This is a genomic window from Rhizobium sp. NFR12 (assembly GCF_900108545.1).
GTDB lineage: Bacteria > Pseudomonadota > Alphaproteobacteria > Rhizobiales > Rhizobiaceae > Neorhizobium > Neorhizobium soli.
Map to the genome: position 1 here is coordinate 186,971 of NZ_FNWM01000004.1, position 15,605 is coordinate 202,575.

General features: G+C 61.6%; 13 protein-coding genes. 2 read left to right on the forward strand and 11 right to left on the reverse strand.

What is annotated here, in order from left to right; translation table 11 throughout:
• Nucleotides 1-10 precede the first annotated feature (10 nt).
• The 5 genes from tsaB to BLW69_RS17270 all read right to left on the reverse strand — a co-directional run bounded on the left by tsaB (nt 11) and on the right by BLW69_RS17270 (nt 3,590).
• Nucleotides 11-664 carry a tRNA (adenosine(37)-N6)-threonylcarbamoyltransferase complex dimerization subunit type 1 TsaB gene (gene tsaB / locus BLW69_RS17250; RefSeq protein ID WP_092663736.1) on the reverse strand — a complete coding sequence of 218 codons (654 nt, stop codon included), beginning with the start codon at nt 662-664 and terminating at the stop codon, nt 11-13.
• 21 nt (nt 665-685) lie between these two features.
• Complete coding sequence (locus BLW69_RS17255) at nt 686-1,252, reverse strand: NifU family protein (protein ID WP_092663738.1); 567 nt, start codon at nt 1,250-1,252, stop codon at nt 686-688.
• 121 nt (nt 1,253-1,373) lie between these two features.
• Entirely contained in the window at nt 1,374-1,865 is a 492-nt protein-coding gene (locus BLW69_RS17260; protein ID WP_062454005.1) for a universal stress protein, read from the reverse strand.
• A 116-nt stretch (nt 1,866-1,981) separates the two neighbouring features.
• The gene (gene trpS / locus BLW69_RS17265; protein ID WP_092663740.1) at nt 1,982-3,046 is read right to left on the reverse strand and encodes a tryptophan--tRNA ligase; all 1,065 of its coding nucleotides are present in this window, start codon (nt 3,044-3,046) and stop codon (nt 1,982-1,984) included.
• Nucleotides 3,047-3,182: 136 nt separating this feature from the next.
• Complete coding sequence (locus BLW69_RS17270) at nt 3,183-3,590, reverse strand: VOC family protein (protein ID WP_092663742.1); 408 nt, start codon at nt 3,588-3,590, stop codon at nt 3,183-3,185.
• A 225-nt stretch (nt 3,591-3,815) separates the two neighbouring features.
• Between BLW69_RS17270 and BLW69_RS17275 the strand changes: the two genes are divergently transcribed.
• A complete protein-coding gene (locus tag BLW69_RS17275) occupies nt 3,816-4,307 on the forward strand; it encodes a YcbK family protein (protein WP_092663744.1) in 492 nt (163 codons plus the stop codon).
• A gap of 2 nt (nt 4,308-4,309) precedes the next feature.
• Here the strand turns inward: BLW69_RS17275 and murJ are convergent, their stop codons facing one another.
• The 3 genes from murJ to BLW69_RS17290 all read right to left on the reverse strand — a co-directional run bounded on the left by murJ (nt 4,310) and on the right by BLW69_RS17290 (nt 10,184).
• Nucleotides 4,310-5,902 (reverse strand): murein biosynthesis integral membrane protein MurJ, encoded by a 1,593-nt coding sequence (gene murJ / locus BLW69_RS17280; RefSeq protein WP_092663746.1) that lies wholly within the window; start codon nt 5,900-5,902, stop codon nt 4,310-4,312.
• A gap of 171 nt (nt 5,903-6,073) precedes the next feature.
• On the reverse strand, nt 6,074-8,944 hold the full coding sequence (locus tag BLW69_RS17285; protein ID WP_092663748.1) for a [protein-PII] uridylyltransferase: 2,871 nt from the start codon (nt 8,942-8,944) through the stop codon (nt 6,074-6,076).
• 175 nt (nt 8,945-9,119) lie between these two features.
• Nucleotides 9,120-10,184, reverse strand: a complete 1,065-nt coding sequence (locus BLW69_RS17290) for a helix-turn-helix domain-containing protein (RefSeq protein ID WP_162759430.1) — start codon at nt 10,182-10,184, stop codon at nt 9,120-9,122.
• A 126-nt stretch (nt 10,185-10,310) separates the two neighbouring features.
• Here BLW69_RS17290 and BLW69_RS17295 point away from each other — a divergent pair, with 126 nt between their 5' ends.
• The gene (locus tag BLW69_RS17295) at nt 10,311-11,363 is read left to right on the forward strand and encodes an alpha/beta hydrolase family protein (protein WP_162759429.1); all 1,053 of its coding nucleotides are present in this window, start codon (nt 10,311-10,313) and stop codon (nt 11,361-11,363) included.
• Nucleotides 11,364-11,367: 4 nt separating this feature from the next.
• On the opposite strand, the gene BLW69_RS17300 is transcribed toward BLW69_RS17295, so the two are convergent.
• The 3 genes from BLW69_RS17300 to mutS form a co-directional block, all read right to left on the reverse strand.
• Nucleotides 11,368-12,312, reverse strand: a complete 945-nt coding sequence (locus tag BLW69_RS17300; RefSeq protein ID WP_092664109.1) for an MYG1 family protein — start codon at nt 12,310-12,312, stop codon at nt 11,368-11,370.
• Between the two features lie 92 nt (nt 12,313-12,404).
• Nucleotides 12,405-12,887, reverse strand: coding sequence for a transcription elongation factor GreA (gene greA, locus BLW69_RS17305; protein WP_092663754.1), 483 nt, complete (start codon nt 12,885-12,887; stop codon nt 12,405-12,407).
• A gap of 30 nt (nt 12,888-12,917) precedes the next feature.
• On the reverse strand, nt 12,918-15,566 hold the full coding sequence (gene mutS / locus BLW69_RS17310; protein WP_092664111.1) for a DNA mismatch repair protein MutS: 2,649 nt from the start codon (nt 15,564-15,566) through the stop codon (nt 12,918-12,920).
• Between the last annotated feature and the right edge of the window lie 39 nt (nt 15,567-15,605).

A 15,605-nucleotide genomic window follows, 5' to 3' on the forward strand; every position in this document is an offset into this window, starting at 1 on the left:
CGACGCGGAGTTACGAGATCTGCCGCGCCAACGCAAAGCCTGTCTGCGGTTTTGCATCCGGTCCACGAAGATAAAGCGGTTTCGGCTTTTGCGAACCTTTCGGCTTTGAAGCCGCAAGTCTTGCAATGACGGCGATATCGAAATGGTCAGGCAGGACCGGCGCCTCGTGCGGGCGCCATGAGCCGGTGACATCAGCCGAAAGCTGGGCAATCAGGGCCGCCGCATCGTGCGGAGACAGCGCCGCGGGTTCGCTGAGCGCAACGCCTTCGGATGAGAATGCCTGGGCATAGACCTCGTCCCGCTTGGCATCCATGGCGGCAACAACGGGGCGTCCCGGATGCTTGGCAAGATGCGCTGCTGCGAGCGTTTCGAGCGTGGTGATGCCGACGCATTCCACATTGAGCGCCAGGGCCAGACCTCGGGCGGCGGCGACGCCCACCCGGATACCGGTGAACGAGCCCGGGCCGATGCCGACGGCAATGCGCTGGACGGATTGAAGTGGAAGGCCAGCGTCATCAAGCGCCTGGTCGATGATCGCCATCAGGCGCTCGGCATGACCCTTGCCGAGCGTTTCGGTGACGGCCGACAACAGCCTGCCCGACGCGCCATCATAGAGCGCGGCAGAACAATCAACCCCGGCAGTATCGATGGCCAGAACGAGCATGTGCGGAACTGTTTTTCGAAATCAGATGGCTTCGACTGCCTGCACTTCAGGCACGAAGTGCTTGAGCAGGTTTTGAACGCCATGTTTCAGGGTTGCCGTCGAAGACGGGCAACCGGCGCAGGCGCCCTTCATGTTGAGATAGACAGTGCCATCCCGGAAACCCTTGAAGGTGATATCGCCGCCATCCTGGGCAACGGCCGGACGAACGCGGGTTTCCAGCAGTTCCTTGATGGTCGCGACCAGGGTCTCGTCGTCGGCCTCGTAGAACTCGCCGTCTTCATCGGTATCTTCGGCAAGCGCAGACGTACCGCCCATGACCGGCTGGCCGGACATGAAATGCTCCATGATCGAGCCGAGGATCGCCGGCTTCAGATGCTGCCATTCGGCGCTATCCTTGGAGACGGTGATGAAGTCGTAGCCGAAATATACGCCGGTGACGCCGTCGATCCCGAACAGTCTGGCTGCCAGCGGAGAAGCATCGGCCTCGCCCGCATTGCGGAAATCGGCAGTGCCCTTTTCCATAACGATCTTGCCGGGCAGGAACTTCAGGGTTGCCGGATTGGGTGTGGCTTCCGTCTGAATGAACATGATATGTCTCCTTGACCCGTGCGCGCCAGCGGGCGCCGCAAACTTAGAACTCTTCCAAAGAAGATAGTCGCGATCAGCTTTTGGTTCAAGTGCGCCTTTCTTCCAATCTGGTCAAGAGAGGTCAGGCGAGCGCGTCGATTTCCTCGTCGGTCAGCGTATCCGGCAGAACGGTGACGGGAATGGGGAAAGCAGCACCCCTGCCGGCAACCGCTGAGACCAGCGGGCCCGGCCCTTCCTTGGTCGAACCGGCGGCAAGAACAAGAACGGCGATATCGCGGTCTTCCTCCACCAGCATGTTGATCTGCTCGGGCGCGCTTCCCTCGCGGATGACGATTTCGGGATCGATCCCGATCGTTTCGCGCACCCTCTGGGCGGCCTTCGCCATGATCGATTCCGCTTCTTCCATGGCTTCGGCGCGCATGATCTGCTCGACGCCGATCCATTGCTGGAAATCGCCATCGGGAATGACGAAGAGCAGCACCAGGCCGCCATTGGAATTCTTCGCGCGGCGGCCGGCATAGTGCACGGCAAGCTCGCATTCGGGGGTGCCATCGATGACCGCTATGAACTTGCGCCGATGTCCCTCAAGCCTGGAAAGCCGTTTCGAAACCATGCCGCCCCCTCAATTCCCGTCGGACGTTGTCGTTGTGGCGAAATTATACGAACCCGCGAAAATGAAAACCCGCCACGCGACCGTGACGGGTGCAAGATTTTCGCCGATGTTCCCGCTTAGCGCAGGAAGCCGACGATATCGAAGACTTCGCCCATGACCTTTTCGGCGCGGGCGCGGGCACGCTCGCCCCCATCACGCAGGATGGCATCGATATGGGTCGTGTCGTCCAGCAGGCGGCGCATCTCGAGCGAGATCGGCGCCAGAACGTGAACGGCCAAGTCGGCGAGCGCCGGCTTGAACACCGAGAACTGCTGGCCGCCGAATTCGGCAAGCACATCCGCCTTGGTGCGATCGGCGAGTGCCGCGTAGATGCCCACGAGATTGGCCGCTTCCGGGCGACCTTCGAGGCCTTCGAGTTCGCTCGGCAGTCCCTCGGGATCGGTCTTCGCCTTGCGGATCTTCTTCAGAATCTCATCGGCATCGTCCATCAGGTTGATGCGCGACAGATCCGACGGATCGGATTTCGACATTTTCTTGGTGCCGTCGCGCAAGCTCATGACGCGCGGGGCCGGACCATCGATCAGCGGCTCGACAAGCGGGAAATAGCCATGGATCGGTTCTTCGCCGACAACCATGTCGACGCCGGTGCCGGTTGCGCGGATCTTGTCCTGGAAATCGATATTGAACTTCTGGGCGATATCGCGGGCAAGTTCCAGGTGCTGCTTCTGGTCGTCGCCGACAGGCACGTGGGTGGCGCGGTAGACGAGAATGTCGGCCGCCATCAGGCTTGGATAGGCGAGCAGTCCAAGCGAAGCGTTCTCGCGGTCCTTGCCGGCCTTGTCCTTGAACTGGGTCATCCGGTTCATCCAGCCGATGCGGGCGACGCAGTTGAAGATCCAGGCAAGTTCGGCATGCTGCGGCACGGCGGACTGGTTGAAGACGATGTGCTTCTTCGGATCGATGCCGGACGCGATAAAGGCCGCTGCGATCGAGCGGATCTGGCCGCGCAGGTCATCATGCACGAGCTGTGCGGTGATCGCGTGCAGATCGACGACGCAATAGATGCAGTCGTTGTTTTCCTGCAGGGCGACAAACTTGCGGATGGCGCCGAGATAGTTGCCGAGATGGAGATTGCCGGTGGGCTGGACACCGGAAAAGACGAGCGGCTTGAAGCTGTTCATTCTAGATCCTCGATAGGCTGATGGAAGGCCTCAGGTCCTGGAATGCGCAACCTGACAAGTGTGCGTGCTTGCCGCTGCTGCGCCCCGCGGGCCATGTAGCTGATGGCCGGGCTTATGCACGCCCCGCCACGAGGGATCAAGAGGCTGCATCATCCGCGTGCTGAATGAGATCCCAAAGGTTACCGTAGCAATCTTCAAACACTGCGACCGTGCCATAGGGTTCGTGGCGCGGTTCTTCGATGAAGCGCAAGCCTTTTGCCGACAAACGGGAGTGATCCCCGGCAAAATCGTCGGTTTTCAAGAAAAAACTTACCCGACCCGCCGTCTGGTTGCCGATCGCGTCCGTTTGGACGTCGCTGTCGGCGCGTGCCAGCAGGAGCGCTGCCCCCTCTTTGCCCGGCGGGCGGACCACCACCCAGCGCTTGGTCGCCTCCAAAGGGGTATCGGAGACAAGCTCAAAGTCCATGATTCCGCAGTAAAAATCGAGCGCCCGATCGTAGTCGTCAACGACCAGCGTGACCAGAAAAAGGGAACGGATCGACATTGAAGCACACCTTGTTTTGACGTGGCGGGAACCTGTCTTCGACGCTTCCTGCCTGGCCTGTCAAGAACGCCGAAGCAACCGCAAGGTTAACGCAGCTTAACCCCTGAGGCAGACAAATCCCACTTTGGGGCAAATTCCTCCATACTGAGGTCACTTTTCGGAAAGAAATACTCCCCCACCAAGTCGACCCCAGTCGGTCGTGAGTATTTTCCGAGGTTTACCCGTATGCGCATCTTTTACCGCGTCGCGCTGTCCTGCTTCATGACGCTCTGCCTAACGCTGTCCGCGACCGCACAAGCCGCCGAAAAAGGCGAGAAACGCCGCAGCAGTTCTTTCAAACACGACTACTCTGCTTACTATACTGTCCAGCGCGTCAGCGTTCGGACCAACTGCTTTCCCGAGAAGCTGGGTGCCATCCTTGCCCATATCGCCAAGGAAACCGGCAAGAAGCCGATGGTGACCTCCGGCCACCGCCCGCGCTCTGGGACATCACAGCACAGCCACTGCTACGCCGCCGACATTCGCGTTCCCGGCGTTGCCGAAAAGAGGGTGCTTGCGGCAGCAGCGAGCGCCCCGGGCATCGGCGGCATCGGCCGCTACTGCAACGGCATCGTGCATGTGGATGTCGGCCCGCGGCGTGCCTGGGCGCATTGCGGCAAAGGTGGAAAAGTTGGCAAGGGCAGCCTTGCTAGCCTGAAGCGTCGCGGAAAGTCCTGAGTTCAGGACTCCGCCGGTGGTGGAACAGCAGACTTTGGCTTCCGCTTGATGTTTCGCCTGATCATGCCGAGATCGGCACCGCCGATCGCAAACGCGCAGGCGAAATAGACGACCATTGCAATCCCCAGAAGGCAGGCCAGAGCCAGCACCTGGGTCAACAGATGCGAGCCCGGTTGCAGCCATGGGCTGGCATAGGGAAGCGCATAAAACAGCGCCGCCGCCATGACCCCTGTCGCGACCAGCAAAAGTGCGGTACGCCGGGCAAGCGCCCATTCCCAGACGAGATCACCCCGCCAGACCAGCGTCGAGAACAGCAGTATCGTGTTGATCCAGCCCGCCGCGGCTTCTGCCGTCGCGATGCCGCGTTCGGCGATCATCGGAAACAGCGTGATGGCGAGGCCGGAGTTGATGACGACCGACACCATGGTAAAGCGCATCGGCGTTTTGGTATCCTCGCGGGCATAAAAGCCCGGCTGCAGCGCCTTGATCAGCACGAAACCCGGAAGACCGATGCCGTAGATCGCAAGGATCGAGGCGACGACGGCCGTGTTTTCCGCTGAAAACGCACCGCGCTCGTAAAGCACACGGATAATCGCATCCGACAGGATCCACAGACCGGCAGCAGCAGGAAGCGTCAGGAACAGCACGAATTCGATCGAGCGGTTCTGGATGTTGCCGGCTTCCTTGACGTGGCCGCCCTTCAGCGCCCGCGACAATTCTGGAAGAAGCACGACGCCGACGGCAACGCCGACGACACCGAGCGGCAGCTGGTAGATGCGGTCGGCATATTGCAGGGCAGCGATTGCGCCTTCCTTGCCCGACGCAATCGCCTGGCCGATGATCTGGTTGATTTGGGTAATGCCGCCGGTGATTGCGGCCGGAACCGCGAGCCAGAGCAGGCGCTTGACGTTGGGCGTCATCTTGGGCCGGCGAAAGCCGATATTGATGCCCGCATGACGCACGCCGGCATAGACGACGCCAAGCTGCAACACGCCCGCAACCAGCACGCTCCACGACAGATACCAGGCGATTTCACGCGGATCGGCGCCAACCCAGAGGCCGTAGAGAAGCGCTGCGATCATCACCACGTTCAAGAACACCGGCGCGATGGCGGCGGCAAAGAAATGATGCAGCGAGTTGAGCATGCCGCTCATCATCGCCGTCAGCGACATGCACATGAGATAGGGGAACATGACGACGGCCATGCGCACAGTCAGCGCCGTCTTTTCCGCGTCATCTGCAAAGCCTGGGGCAATGACCCACCGGACCAGCCAGGGCATGGCCAGCTGCATGGCGATGGTGATGATCAGTAGCGCGGAAAACAGGACGCCGAAGACCTCTTCGGAAAACCGCTTGGCTCCGTCGACGCCGTTCGCCTCGATTTCCTTGGAAAACAGCGGAACGAAAGCGGCGTTGAAGGCGCCTTCGGCAAACAGCCGGCGAAACAGGTTCGGAAACCGGAAGGCCGCGTAAAACACGTCTGCCATCGGCCCGGTGCCAAGGGCCGCCGCCATGAAGGTTTCACGGGCGAAACCGAAGATGCGGCTGCCGAGCGTCGCGCCGCCGACGGTTGCGAATTTTCTGGCAAGACTCATCGGTTTGGGCTCATCGGCTTGGTCTCATGCTGGGGAAGCTGGGATTGTTCATGTTCTGCCTGTGCGTTGGCATGCGTCGTTCGGCCGGCGCCCTGCCCCACAGTTTCTGCGGCGCAAAAGATCGGACCGAACGAAGCACCCGTTCAGCAGGGATAGCACCGGTGTCGTGTTTCAGACACCGACTTTCGACTTCCGCGGCAAGACATTTGCTCCGTCTGCGGCAGCCGGCTGGGGCGCGACGATACCATCCGGCATGGCTTCCTGAAGCTCGTCTTCCTGTTCCGCCATGACCGCCTTCAGCCGGGTGATGATATTGCCCTGGCGGTTCTCATTGGTCACCTTGTGACCGACGAGATCGGTGACGTAGAACGTATCGATCACCTTTTCACCAAACGTGGTGATCCGCGCCGACTGAATATCCAGCGAGAGATCGGCAAGGGCCGCGGTGATTTCCGCAAGCAGACCGGTCCGGTCGAGGCATTCGACCTCGACGACGGTGAATTTGTTGGAAAGCCCGTTCGAGATGATCGCGGACGGCGGGATATCGAAGGCCTTGTTCTTGTTCTTCTTGGCTTTCGCGCGGATGGCGATGACTTCCGGCAGGCGCTTCTTGCCGGCAAGCACATCCTCGATCATCCGTCCGATCGTGCCGCCACGGCGCATTTCGTCGTCATCGACCGCAAATTCCCGGTTGATGTGGATCGTATCGAGCGCACGGCCATCGGAGGTGGTGAAGATCTGCGCATCGGCGATATTGGCACCGGCTGCCGCACAGGCGCCTGCGATAATCGACAGAAGACGCGGATGGTCGGGGGCCAGAACCGTGATTTCGGTGATCGCCCGAAAACTGTCGGTGCGCACCATGGTGGCGAGCGGCTTGCCGGCCTTGTCGGTTTCGCGGATGAAGCCTGCGTGGCGAACCTGATCCTCGACGGGCACGGACAGGAGATATGGCTGGTAATGCAGCTTCACCAGCGCCTCGCGGTCCTGCTGGCTCCAGTCGGACAGGGCGTTGGCGAGATCTTCCTCCGCCACCTTGGCCCGCTCCTTGCCGGATGCTTCCGAGAAGCCGCCGGAGAGACGCAGTTCCGTTTCATAGTAGAGGGTGCGCAGAAGCTGACCCTTCCAGCCGTTCCAGACGCCCGGGCCGACGGCGCGGATATCGCAGATGGTCAGCACCAGCAGCAGCTTCAAGCGATCCAGCGACCGGACTTTTTCGGCAAAGTCGGCGATGGTCTTGCGATCATGCAGATCGCGGGTCTGCGCCGTCATCGACATGATCAGGTGTTGTTCCACCAGCCAGACGACGAGTTCGGTCTGTTTCGGGTTGAGGCCGAGACGCGGGCAGAGCTTTTTCGCGATCCGGGCGCCGGCGGTCGAATGATCCTCCTGGCGGCCCTTGGCGATATCGTGGATCAGCACTGCGACATAGAGCGCCGCGCGCTCCTCGATCGTCGGCATCAGCTTGTTGGCGAGCGGATGCATGTCCGCCGCTCGGCCGTGATCGATCTCCGACAGCGCATCGACCGAGCGGATCAGGTGCTCGTCGACCGTATAGTGGTGATACATGTTGAACTGCATCATCGCCACGACCTTGCCGAATTCGGGAATGAAGCGGCCGAGCACGCCGGCCTCGTTCATCCGCCGCAGCATCAGGCCGGGATCGCGCCTGGAGGTGAGGATGGAGAGGAAGAGACGGTTTGCCTCGTCGTCTTCGCGCAGGGCACTGTCGATAAGCGAAAGCGAACGGGTGATGCTTTTCAGCGCGTCGGGATGAAGTTCCAGCCCGGTCAGGTCCGCCACGTGGAAGAAGCGGATCAGGCTGACCGGATCGCGCTTGAAGACGCCGGGATCGGCCAGCGTGATACGACCGCGGTCTTCCACGAATTCGACGGAGCCGGCAATCTTGTGCAGCCGCTTGGTGAAGCGCGAGATGACGCGCTGGGTGAGGCCGGGTGCGGCCTTCGCCTGCTGGTCCTCCAGCGCTGCGCATAGAATGCGGGTGAGATCGCCGACGTTCTTGGCGACCAGGAAATAATGCTTCATGAAGCGTTCGACGGAGGAGAGGCCAGGCCGCGCATTGTAGCCGAGGCTTGCCGCGATATCGCGTTGGATATCGAACGACAGACGTTCCTCCGCCTTGCCCGTCAGAAAATGCATCTGGCAGCGCACCGCCCAGAGAAAGTCATCGGCCTTTTCGAAGGACCTTGCTTCCTCGCGCGAGAGGACGCCGAGCTTGACGAGTTCAGTCGTTTCGCGAACGCGGTAGTAGTATTTGGCAATCCAGAACAGCGTGTGCAGATCGCGCAGGCCACCCTTGCCCTCCTTGACGTTGGGCTCGACCAGATAGCGCGTATCGCCCGCCTTCTTGTGGCGCTGGTCGCGCTCGGCAAGTTTGGCGGCGACGAATTCCGGACCGGTGCCGGCAACGACTTCCAGATCGAAGCGCGACATCAGCTGATTGACCAGCGCGCCGCTGCCGCAGATCGGGCGGCATTCGAGAATGGCGGTGCGGATCGTCATGTCGGTTTTCGACAGGCGAATGCATTCCTCCACCGTGCGGGTGGCATGGCCGACCTTGAAGCCCATGTCCCACAGGAGATAGAGCAGGAATTCCACCGCCTTGCGCATGGCATCGGAATTCTTTTCGGGCAGCAGGAAAAGAAGATCGATATCGGACCCTGGCGCGAGCGTGCCGCGGCCGTAACCGCCGGTGGCGGCAACGGCGATCTCGCGGCCTTCCGGATAGAGGCTCTCGGTGATGGTTTCATTGAGGACGCAGATCAGCTGGTCCTGGATCCAGGATATGCGGCGGGCGCAGCGAAGACCGCTGCCATCCTGGCTCAGCAGTTCGCGTGCCTTTTCGCGACCGTCGACACTTGCCTGCCGCAGGATCGGCAGGAGAGCTGCCCGCGATTCCAGCAGCGGCCGATCCTTGGTTCCGAGCGCCTCGCGGCATTTCGTCTGCAGGCCGGCGACGTCCATCAGTTCGGAAAAATCGATATCGTGACGATGATCTTGTCTTGTTGCTTGCTTGGCCATGTCTTCCTGCCGGTGCCCGCCCTCTCCATTCCCGATGGAGACGACGACGGATTTCGGGCACCTCCCCTAAAGCGTTCCCAGGTCCCTGCGGCCCTGCCCCATACGCTTTAGCTCATTTTTGTTGCGCAGCCGTTACCGCAGAGCGCTCCGCATGTGAGCAGCGTGCTTACCACGGTTACGGCTTGACGGCGCCAAGTTGTTTGTTCGCGACCGGAACGTCAAGCCCGATATTGCCCGGGTCTGCGATAGACTTCGATCCGCTGCGCCACTGACGCGGGCTCATGCCAGTGATGCGGCGAAACTCGCGGTTGAAGTTCGACTTGGTCGAAAAACCGACATCGAACATGATGACCGTCGCCGGCCGGCTGGTTTCGCGCAGAAGCACGCATGCTTCCGCGATCCGGCGTCGGTTGACGAACTGCGAGATATTGAGGCCGGTTGCGCGGTTGATGGCAACCGACAGATCCCGCGCCGGCACGCCGGCCTTGCGGGCGAGTTTCGCTAGACTGAGGTTTTCGTCGCGGTAGAGACCGTCCCGATCCAAAGCCTCTGTCGCGCGTAAGACGAGACCCTCATCCTGTGGATTGGCCTCATTTGCCTTCCCGTTCGGCAGCGGGCCTTCTCCTGCTTCCGGCGCAAGATAGTAGATGCCGGTTACCACGAGAACGACGATGTTGATCGCCGTCAGGACAAGCGGAATGTCGTCCCTCCCGTTGAACGTTGTGTAGATCGAGAGGGCAGCATCGCTGACTGCGAAGAACAGCATCAGCGCGGCCGTCATTCTTGCGGCCCGCAGGGCGGGGTGCATTCGCTGAAGGCTGGCTTCGACCATGAGATCGGAACCTTCCGAACGGGTCAGCCGCCAGAGGGCGACGCCGTAAAAGAGAAAGATCACCAGCAGGAGCGGATCGACCAGGATCGGTGCGAAGACGACCGAAGTGCCGACGCAAAACGGTGCGGCGAGGTGGCGCCAGGGCGCAGAACGGCCGCCGCCGGAAAGCGACTGGAAGGCGAGAAACGCAAGCGGCGGCATGACGGAGGCCGTGACCGGCTGAACCGGTGCGAGCGCCGTTATGCCGTAGCCGAAATGAAGGCCGACGACCAAGCCCTGGGCCGCATAGAGAACGACAAATGCAATGAAGTAGCGACGGCTTCCCGGCACGTCGACGCCTTTGAGGCTGTGATAGAGCGCAAGGGCAAAGACGATACCGACCAGAAACGGCAAAGGGATAGAGAGCACTGCAGTGACCCCGGCGGTAAATGGCCTGAAACATGTTTGAGGTCCGACCATATCACGATCGAGGTCGAAAGGCAGGCAGATACAGGCGCAAGGGTGGTGCCGTTCACAACCCCGATGGAGATTTCCATGGCCCTGCCCCTACCCCGCCTTCGCCTTGCAACCCTTGCCCTGATCGGTTTCGGGTATTCCGCAACCGCCTTGCCGGCCTTCGCCTTCGAGGCGGGAACCCAGTGGATCCAGATCAATCCTTCGCATCGAACCCAACCCGAGAGAGTGCTGATCACCTATCCGGCAAAGGCCGACGGCGATCCCTATACGCTGGGTGCCGATGCTCTGTGGGTCGGCGTGCCTGCTCGCCGTAATGCCACGCCGGTGCAGGAGAAGTTTCCGCTGGTCATTTTGAGCCATGGCTCGGGCGGCAATGCAGCGGGGCTGGGCTGGCTTTCGACAGAACTCGCGCGCAACGGCTTCATCGTTGCGGCACCCAATCATATCCACTCGACCTCAGGCGATTCCATTCCGGTGGAAAGCTTCAAGATCTGGGAGCGGGCACAGGATGTTTCGGCCCTGATCGATACACTGACGACGAGCGCCACCTGGAGCGCGCTTGTCGACAAGGATCGGATCGGCGGCATCGGTTTTTCGCTTGGGGGCACCACGATGATGCTGACCGCCGGTGCCCGCGCGTCGCTTCAGACCTTTGTCACCCATTGCGCGGAGGCAGGCGGCAAGGATGCGGGCTGCAACTGGTTTCAGAAGGGCGGGGTGGATTTTTCCCAAGTCGATCGGGAGGCATTCGAAGGTGGTTATGGCGACAAGCGCGTTTCAGCGGTGATTGCGGTCGATCCGGGTTTTGCCATGGCTTACCAGAACGAAAGTCTTGCCGGCATCGATAGACCAATGCTTTTCATCAACCTCGGCGAAGGCGACCGCATCATGTCCGGCACCAACGCCCAGTCGCTGGCAGTCGATATTCCAGAGGCCAACTACGCGCTAGTTCCCGGCGCAAACCATTTCTCGTTCCTCAGCATCTGCAACGCGAATGGAGCAGAATTGCTGAAGCAGTATGAGGATGATCCGGTTTGCGATGAGGTGAGCGACATCCCACGCGAAAAGCTGCATCAGCAGATCTTCTTCAATATTGCCGTCTTTCTTCGCAGAACGCTGCTGGAACGCTGAGCGCTCAGCCAGCCGCAGGGAGGAGGCCTTTAGACAGGGCCTCCTTCACCGCGAGTTCCGCCATGGCGAGCGTTGCTTCGCGGGTTCTGGCGGCGGCGATAAAGCGGCCGTTGTGGCAGAACGTGGCGCCTTCGACGCCGGATGCGGCTTCCAGATCTGCATTGGTGAGGCCGGCCCATGCGGCGGGGAGATCGGCGCGCAGTTCGAAACCGTCATCGGCGCGGCGGATGCCGGTGACGCACCAGTCCTTGTCGCGCGGGTGGACGACGAAGAGAAGCTGATCGGCGCCGGCCTTCAGGATGGCGGGGCGGAACGGCATGCCCATCGGCAATTCGAGAATGCGCCCCTCGCCGGCCTTGGCAATGGCGTCCAGAACCAGCGTCTCTGCCCGCAGCTTTGCGGCGCGCTGGGAAATGCCGGCTTCGACAAAGGCGCGGGCGATGACGAGCGCTGCATGGAAGGCACGGTCATCGGCGCCTTCGTCCTTTTCGTCAAAGGCGGGCTTCAGGGTTTCGAGAAGCGACGGCAGTGTCAGGCCGGCCATCGGACCTGCGGCCGAGGGGCTGAGCGCGCCATTGTCCATGAGGTCGATCGGCAGCACGAACTTGGTGTCGAAGGCTGCGTGCACCGCCTCGACATGGGCTTCCGGTACGCCGAAGGCGAGCAGGTAATCGCGGCCGTAGTGCTTCCAGATCAGGCCGAAGGAACTGAACGGCGCGCCGTCATCTCGCAAGGGCGCACCGCGCTGGTGATGATCGAAAATCTGCGCCTGCGCGTCGAAGGAGCCGCCGACGTCGTAGATGATGCGGTCGCCACCCGGCGTGATCCATTCGGGAGCCCGGCTGCGGACGATGCGTGCATCGGGGAACAGCCGCGTCAGGATGACACTGGACAGGAGTTCGTCGGCATGGAAGCCACCGGAATGGGTGACGAGATAATCTGGAGTCATGCCGCGATCAGCCTTTTCTTTCAATGGAAAGAATCAGATAGCCGGAGCGGAGGGCCTTCTCAAGCGCTGAGGTGTGGTTTCAGGAGAATGCGTCAGGAAATTGCAGTAATTTCGAGTTCATGACCGTTTACGGTCACGACATCGCCGACCGACTTGCCCAGAAGCGCACTTGCAACGGGAGAAACGTAGGAGATCGAACCTTCCTTCGGATCGGCCTCATCCTCGCCAACGATGCGATAAGCCTGCTCGCGGCCGTCGTCACGGCTGAAGCGCACCGTGTTGCCGAAGGCGACGACTTCAGTCGAAACCGGTGCAGGCACTAGCTGAGCGCTGTGCAGCCTCTCGGCGAAGTAGCGGAGGTCGCGCGCGGGACCTGCGGCCTGGCGGCGGCGCTCGTTGACGTCCTCAACCGTGTTGGCCGCGTCAAAAGCCTCCTTTGCGGTACGAAGCTGCGCCTCTAGCGCCTTCAGGCCGGCCTCGGTGACGAGGTTGGGATGCGACGAGACAGGCCTGTCCGGCAGCTGGGTTTCCGCTGCGGTTTCGGCACTTTCTTCCTTCACGAAGGCGACGCTCACGTGCGTGTTCCTTTCAACTGAGATGCGGCCTTACTTGGCCGCAAGTTGCTTCTTCAACGCATATAGGGCGTCGAGCGCATCGCGCGGGCTCATTTCGTCCGGATTGATGGCTTTCAGCGTTTCCTCGACCTTTGACGGACCGCGCTTCATCTCATCTTTTCTCACCGCCACCTGGAATAGCGGCAGATCGTCGATGAGCTGGCTTGCGGGGTTCTTGCGATCGCTGTCCTCAAGCTTGGTCAGCACATCTCGGGCACGGGCGACAACGCTGTCGGGCAGGCCGGCAAGCCGTGCGACCTGGATACCGTAGGAGCGATCGGCAGCACCGGGTCCGACTTCATGCAGGAAGATGACCTCGCCGTCCCATTCCTTGACCTTCATCGTGGCATTGGAAAGGCGGTTGAGCTTTTCCGAGAGCACGGTGAGTTCGTGGAAATGGGTGGCGAACAGCCCACGGCAGCGGTTGCCTTCGTGCAGGTGCTCGACTGCGGCCCAGGCAATCGACAGGCCGTCGAAGGTTGCCGTGCCGCGGCCGATCTCATCAAGGATGACCAGCGAACGGTCCGTCGCCTGGTTGAGGATCGCTGCCGTCTCGACCATTTCGACCATGAAGGTGGAACGGCCGCGGGCAAGATCGTCGGAGGCTCCGACGCGGGAAAACAGGCGGTCGACGATGCCGATATGGGCGGACGCGGCAGGAACGAAGGACCCCATCTGAGCTAGGATGGCAATCAGCGCGTTCTGGCGCAGAAACGTCGATTTACCGCCCATGTTGGGACCGGTGAGGAGCCACAGGGCACCGAACTCGTCGGTCCCACCAGGCGAAAGGTCGCATTCGTTGGCGATGAACGGGCCTGATGACTGACGGCGCAGCGCCTGCTCGACCACCGGATGGCGACCGCCTTCGATCGCGAACATGCGCGACGCATCGACCGCCGGGCGGCGGTAGTCCCACTCCTCGGCAAGCATCGCAAGACCGGCAGCAACGTCCACAATGGCAAGCGCGCGGGCGCCGGCCTTGATCGCTTCGGCTTCGGCGGTCACGGCCTCGACCATCAGACGGAAGGCTTCGAGTTCGATCGTCAGCGCCCGGTCGGCGGCGTTGGCGATGCGGCTTTCCAGATCGGCCAGCTCGGTCGTGGTGAAGCGCATCGCATTCGCCATGGTCTGGCGGTGGATGAAGCGCGCCTTAGCCTCAGGCGTGTCGGTCATCGGGCCGGCATTGCCGGCGGTCACCTCGATGAAATAGCCGAGCACGTTGTTGTGCTTGATCTTCAGAGACTTGATGCCGGTCTCTTCGGCATATTGCAGCTGCAGCCCGGCGATGACCTTGCGCGACTGATCGCGCAGTGCGCGTACCTCGTCCAGTTCGGCACGTGCACCATCCGCAAGAAAGCCGCCATCGCGCTTGAGAAGCGGAAGGTCTTCCGCAAGTGTGGTGCCAAGCAGGGTTTCGAGTTCCCCCGGCAGCATCTTCAGATCATCGAGCGCTTCCGACAGTTCCTGCGGCAGCATGGCACCACTGAGGAAGCTTGCAACGCCACGCGCTGCTTCAAGGCCAGCAAGGATCGCGCCGAGATCACGCGGGCCGCCGCGATCGAGCGCCAGACGTGACAAAGCGCGCGGCATATCCGGCACGTGTTTCAGCGAGGAGCGCAGATCCGAACACAGGCCCGGCTCGTCCCCGAGGAAGGAGACGGAATCGAGCCTTCGGTTGATGCGGTCCGGATCGGTCAGCGGCGACATCAGCCGTTCGGCCAGAAGCCTTGCACCGCCGCCGGTGACGGTTCGGTCGATCGCTTTCAGGAGCGTGCCTTCGCGCTCGCCTGACAAGGTTTTCGTCAGTTCCAGATTGCCGCGGGTGGCTGGATCGATGAACAGCGTCGAGGCGCCGCTTTCGCGCTCCGGCCGGCCGAGCGGCGGGCGCTCCGCCATCTGGGTCTTTTCCACATAGGCGATGGCAGCTGCGGCCGCTGCCATTTCAGCGCGGGAAAACGTGCCGAAGCCATCTAGCGTGCCGACGCCGAAATAGCGCGCGATGCGGCCTTCCGAGGTGGCGCTGTCGAACAGGACCGAAGGCTGCGGCACAGCGACGCGGCCAAGCACGTCGAAGACCGGCTTCAGTTCCGCATCGTGAAACATCGTATCCGGCATGATCAGTTCGCGCGGCTCGATCCGCAGGATGTCGGCCAGCAGGCGCGACGGCTCGGTTTCCGCCAGCCGGAAGACGCCGGTGGAGATATCGATCCAGGCAAGCGCCATCAGCGGTTCGGCAGCGCCCTTGATGCGGGCAAGCGTCATCAGGTAGTTGGATTCCGAGGCGACGAGCAGCTTTTCCTCGGTGATTGTGCCGGGCGTGACGAGCCGCACGACATCGCGTTTGACCACCGATTTGGAGCCGCGCTTCTTCGCTTCCGCCGGATCTTCCACCTGTTCGCAGACGGCGACGCGGAAGCCGAGCATGATCAGCCGCTGCAAGTAGTCATCCGCTGCATGCACGGGTACGCCGCACATCGGAATGTCCTGCCCCATATGCTGGCCTCGCCTGGTCAGCGTAATGCCGAGCGCGCGCGAGGCATCGATCGCATCCTCGAAGAACAGCTCGTAAAAATCGCCCATCCGATAGAACAGCAGCGATCCGGGATTGTTGGCCTTGATCTCGATGAACTGTTCCATCATCGGCGTTGCCGACGCGCGGCTTTCCTCCGAAGCCAGCTG

Coding starts and splice junctions, on each gene's coding strand:
- tsaB (WP_092663736.1), bottom strand. CDS start 664: ATGCTCGTTCTGGCCATCGATACTGCCGGGGTTGATTGTTCTGCCGCG.
- BLW69_RS17275 (WP_092663744.1), top strand. CDS start 3,816: ATGCGCATCTTTTACCGCGTCGCGCTGTCCTGCTTCATGACGCTCTGC.
- murJ (WP_092663746.1), bottom strand. CDS start 5,902: ATGAGTCTTGCCAGAAAATTCGCAACCGTCGGCGGCGCGACGCTCGGC.
- BLW69_RS17270 (WP_092663742.1), bottom strand. CDS start 3,590: ATGTCGATCCGTTCCCTTTTTCTGGTCACGCTGGTCGTTGACGACTAC.
- BLW69_RS17260 (WP_062454005.1), bottom strand. CDS start 1,865: ATGGTTTCGAAACGGCTTTCCAGGCTTGAGGGACATCGGCGCAAGTTC.
- BLW69_RS17300 (WP_092664109.1), bottom strand. CDS start 12,312: ATGACTCCAGATTATCTCGTCACCCATTCCGGTGGCTTCCATGCCGAC.
- BLW69_RS17295 (WP_162759429.1), top strand. CDS start 10,311: ATGGCCCTGCCCCTACCCCGCCTTCGCCTTGCAACCCTTGCCCTGATC.
- mutS (WP_092664111.1), bottom strand. CDS start 15,566: ATGATGGAACAGTTCATCGAGATCAAGGCCAACAATCCCGGATCGCTG.
- BLW69_RS17255 (WP_092663738.1), bottom strand. CDS start 1,252: ATGTTCATTCAGACGGAAGCCACACCCAATCCGGCAACCCTGAAGTTC.
- BLW69_RS17285 (WP_092663748.1), bottom strand. CDS start 8,944: ATGGCCAAGCAAGCAACAAGACAAGATCATCGTCACGATATCGATTTT.
- trpS (WP_092663740.1), bottom strand. CDS start 3,046: ATGAACAGCTTCAAGCCGCTCGTCTTTTCCGGTGTCCAGCCCACCGGC.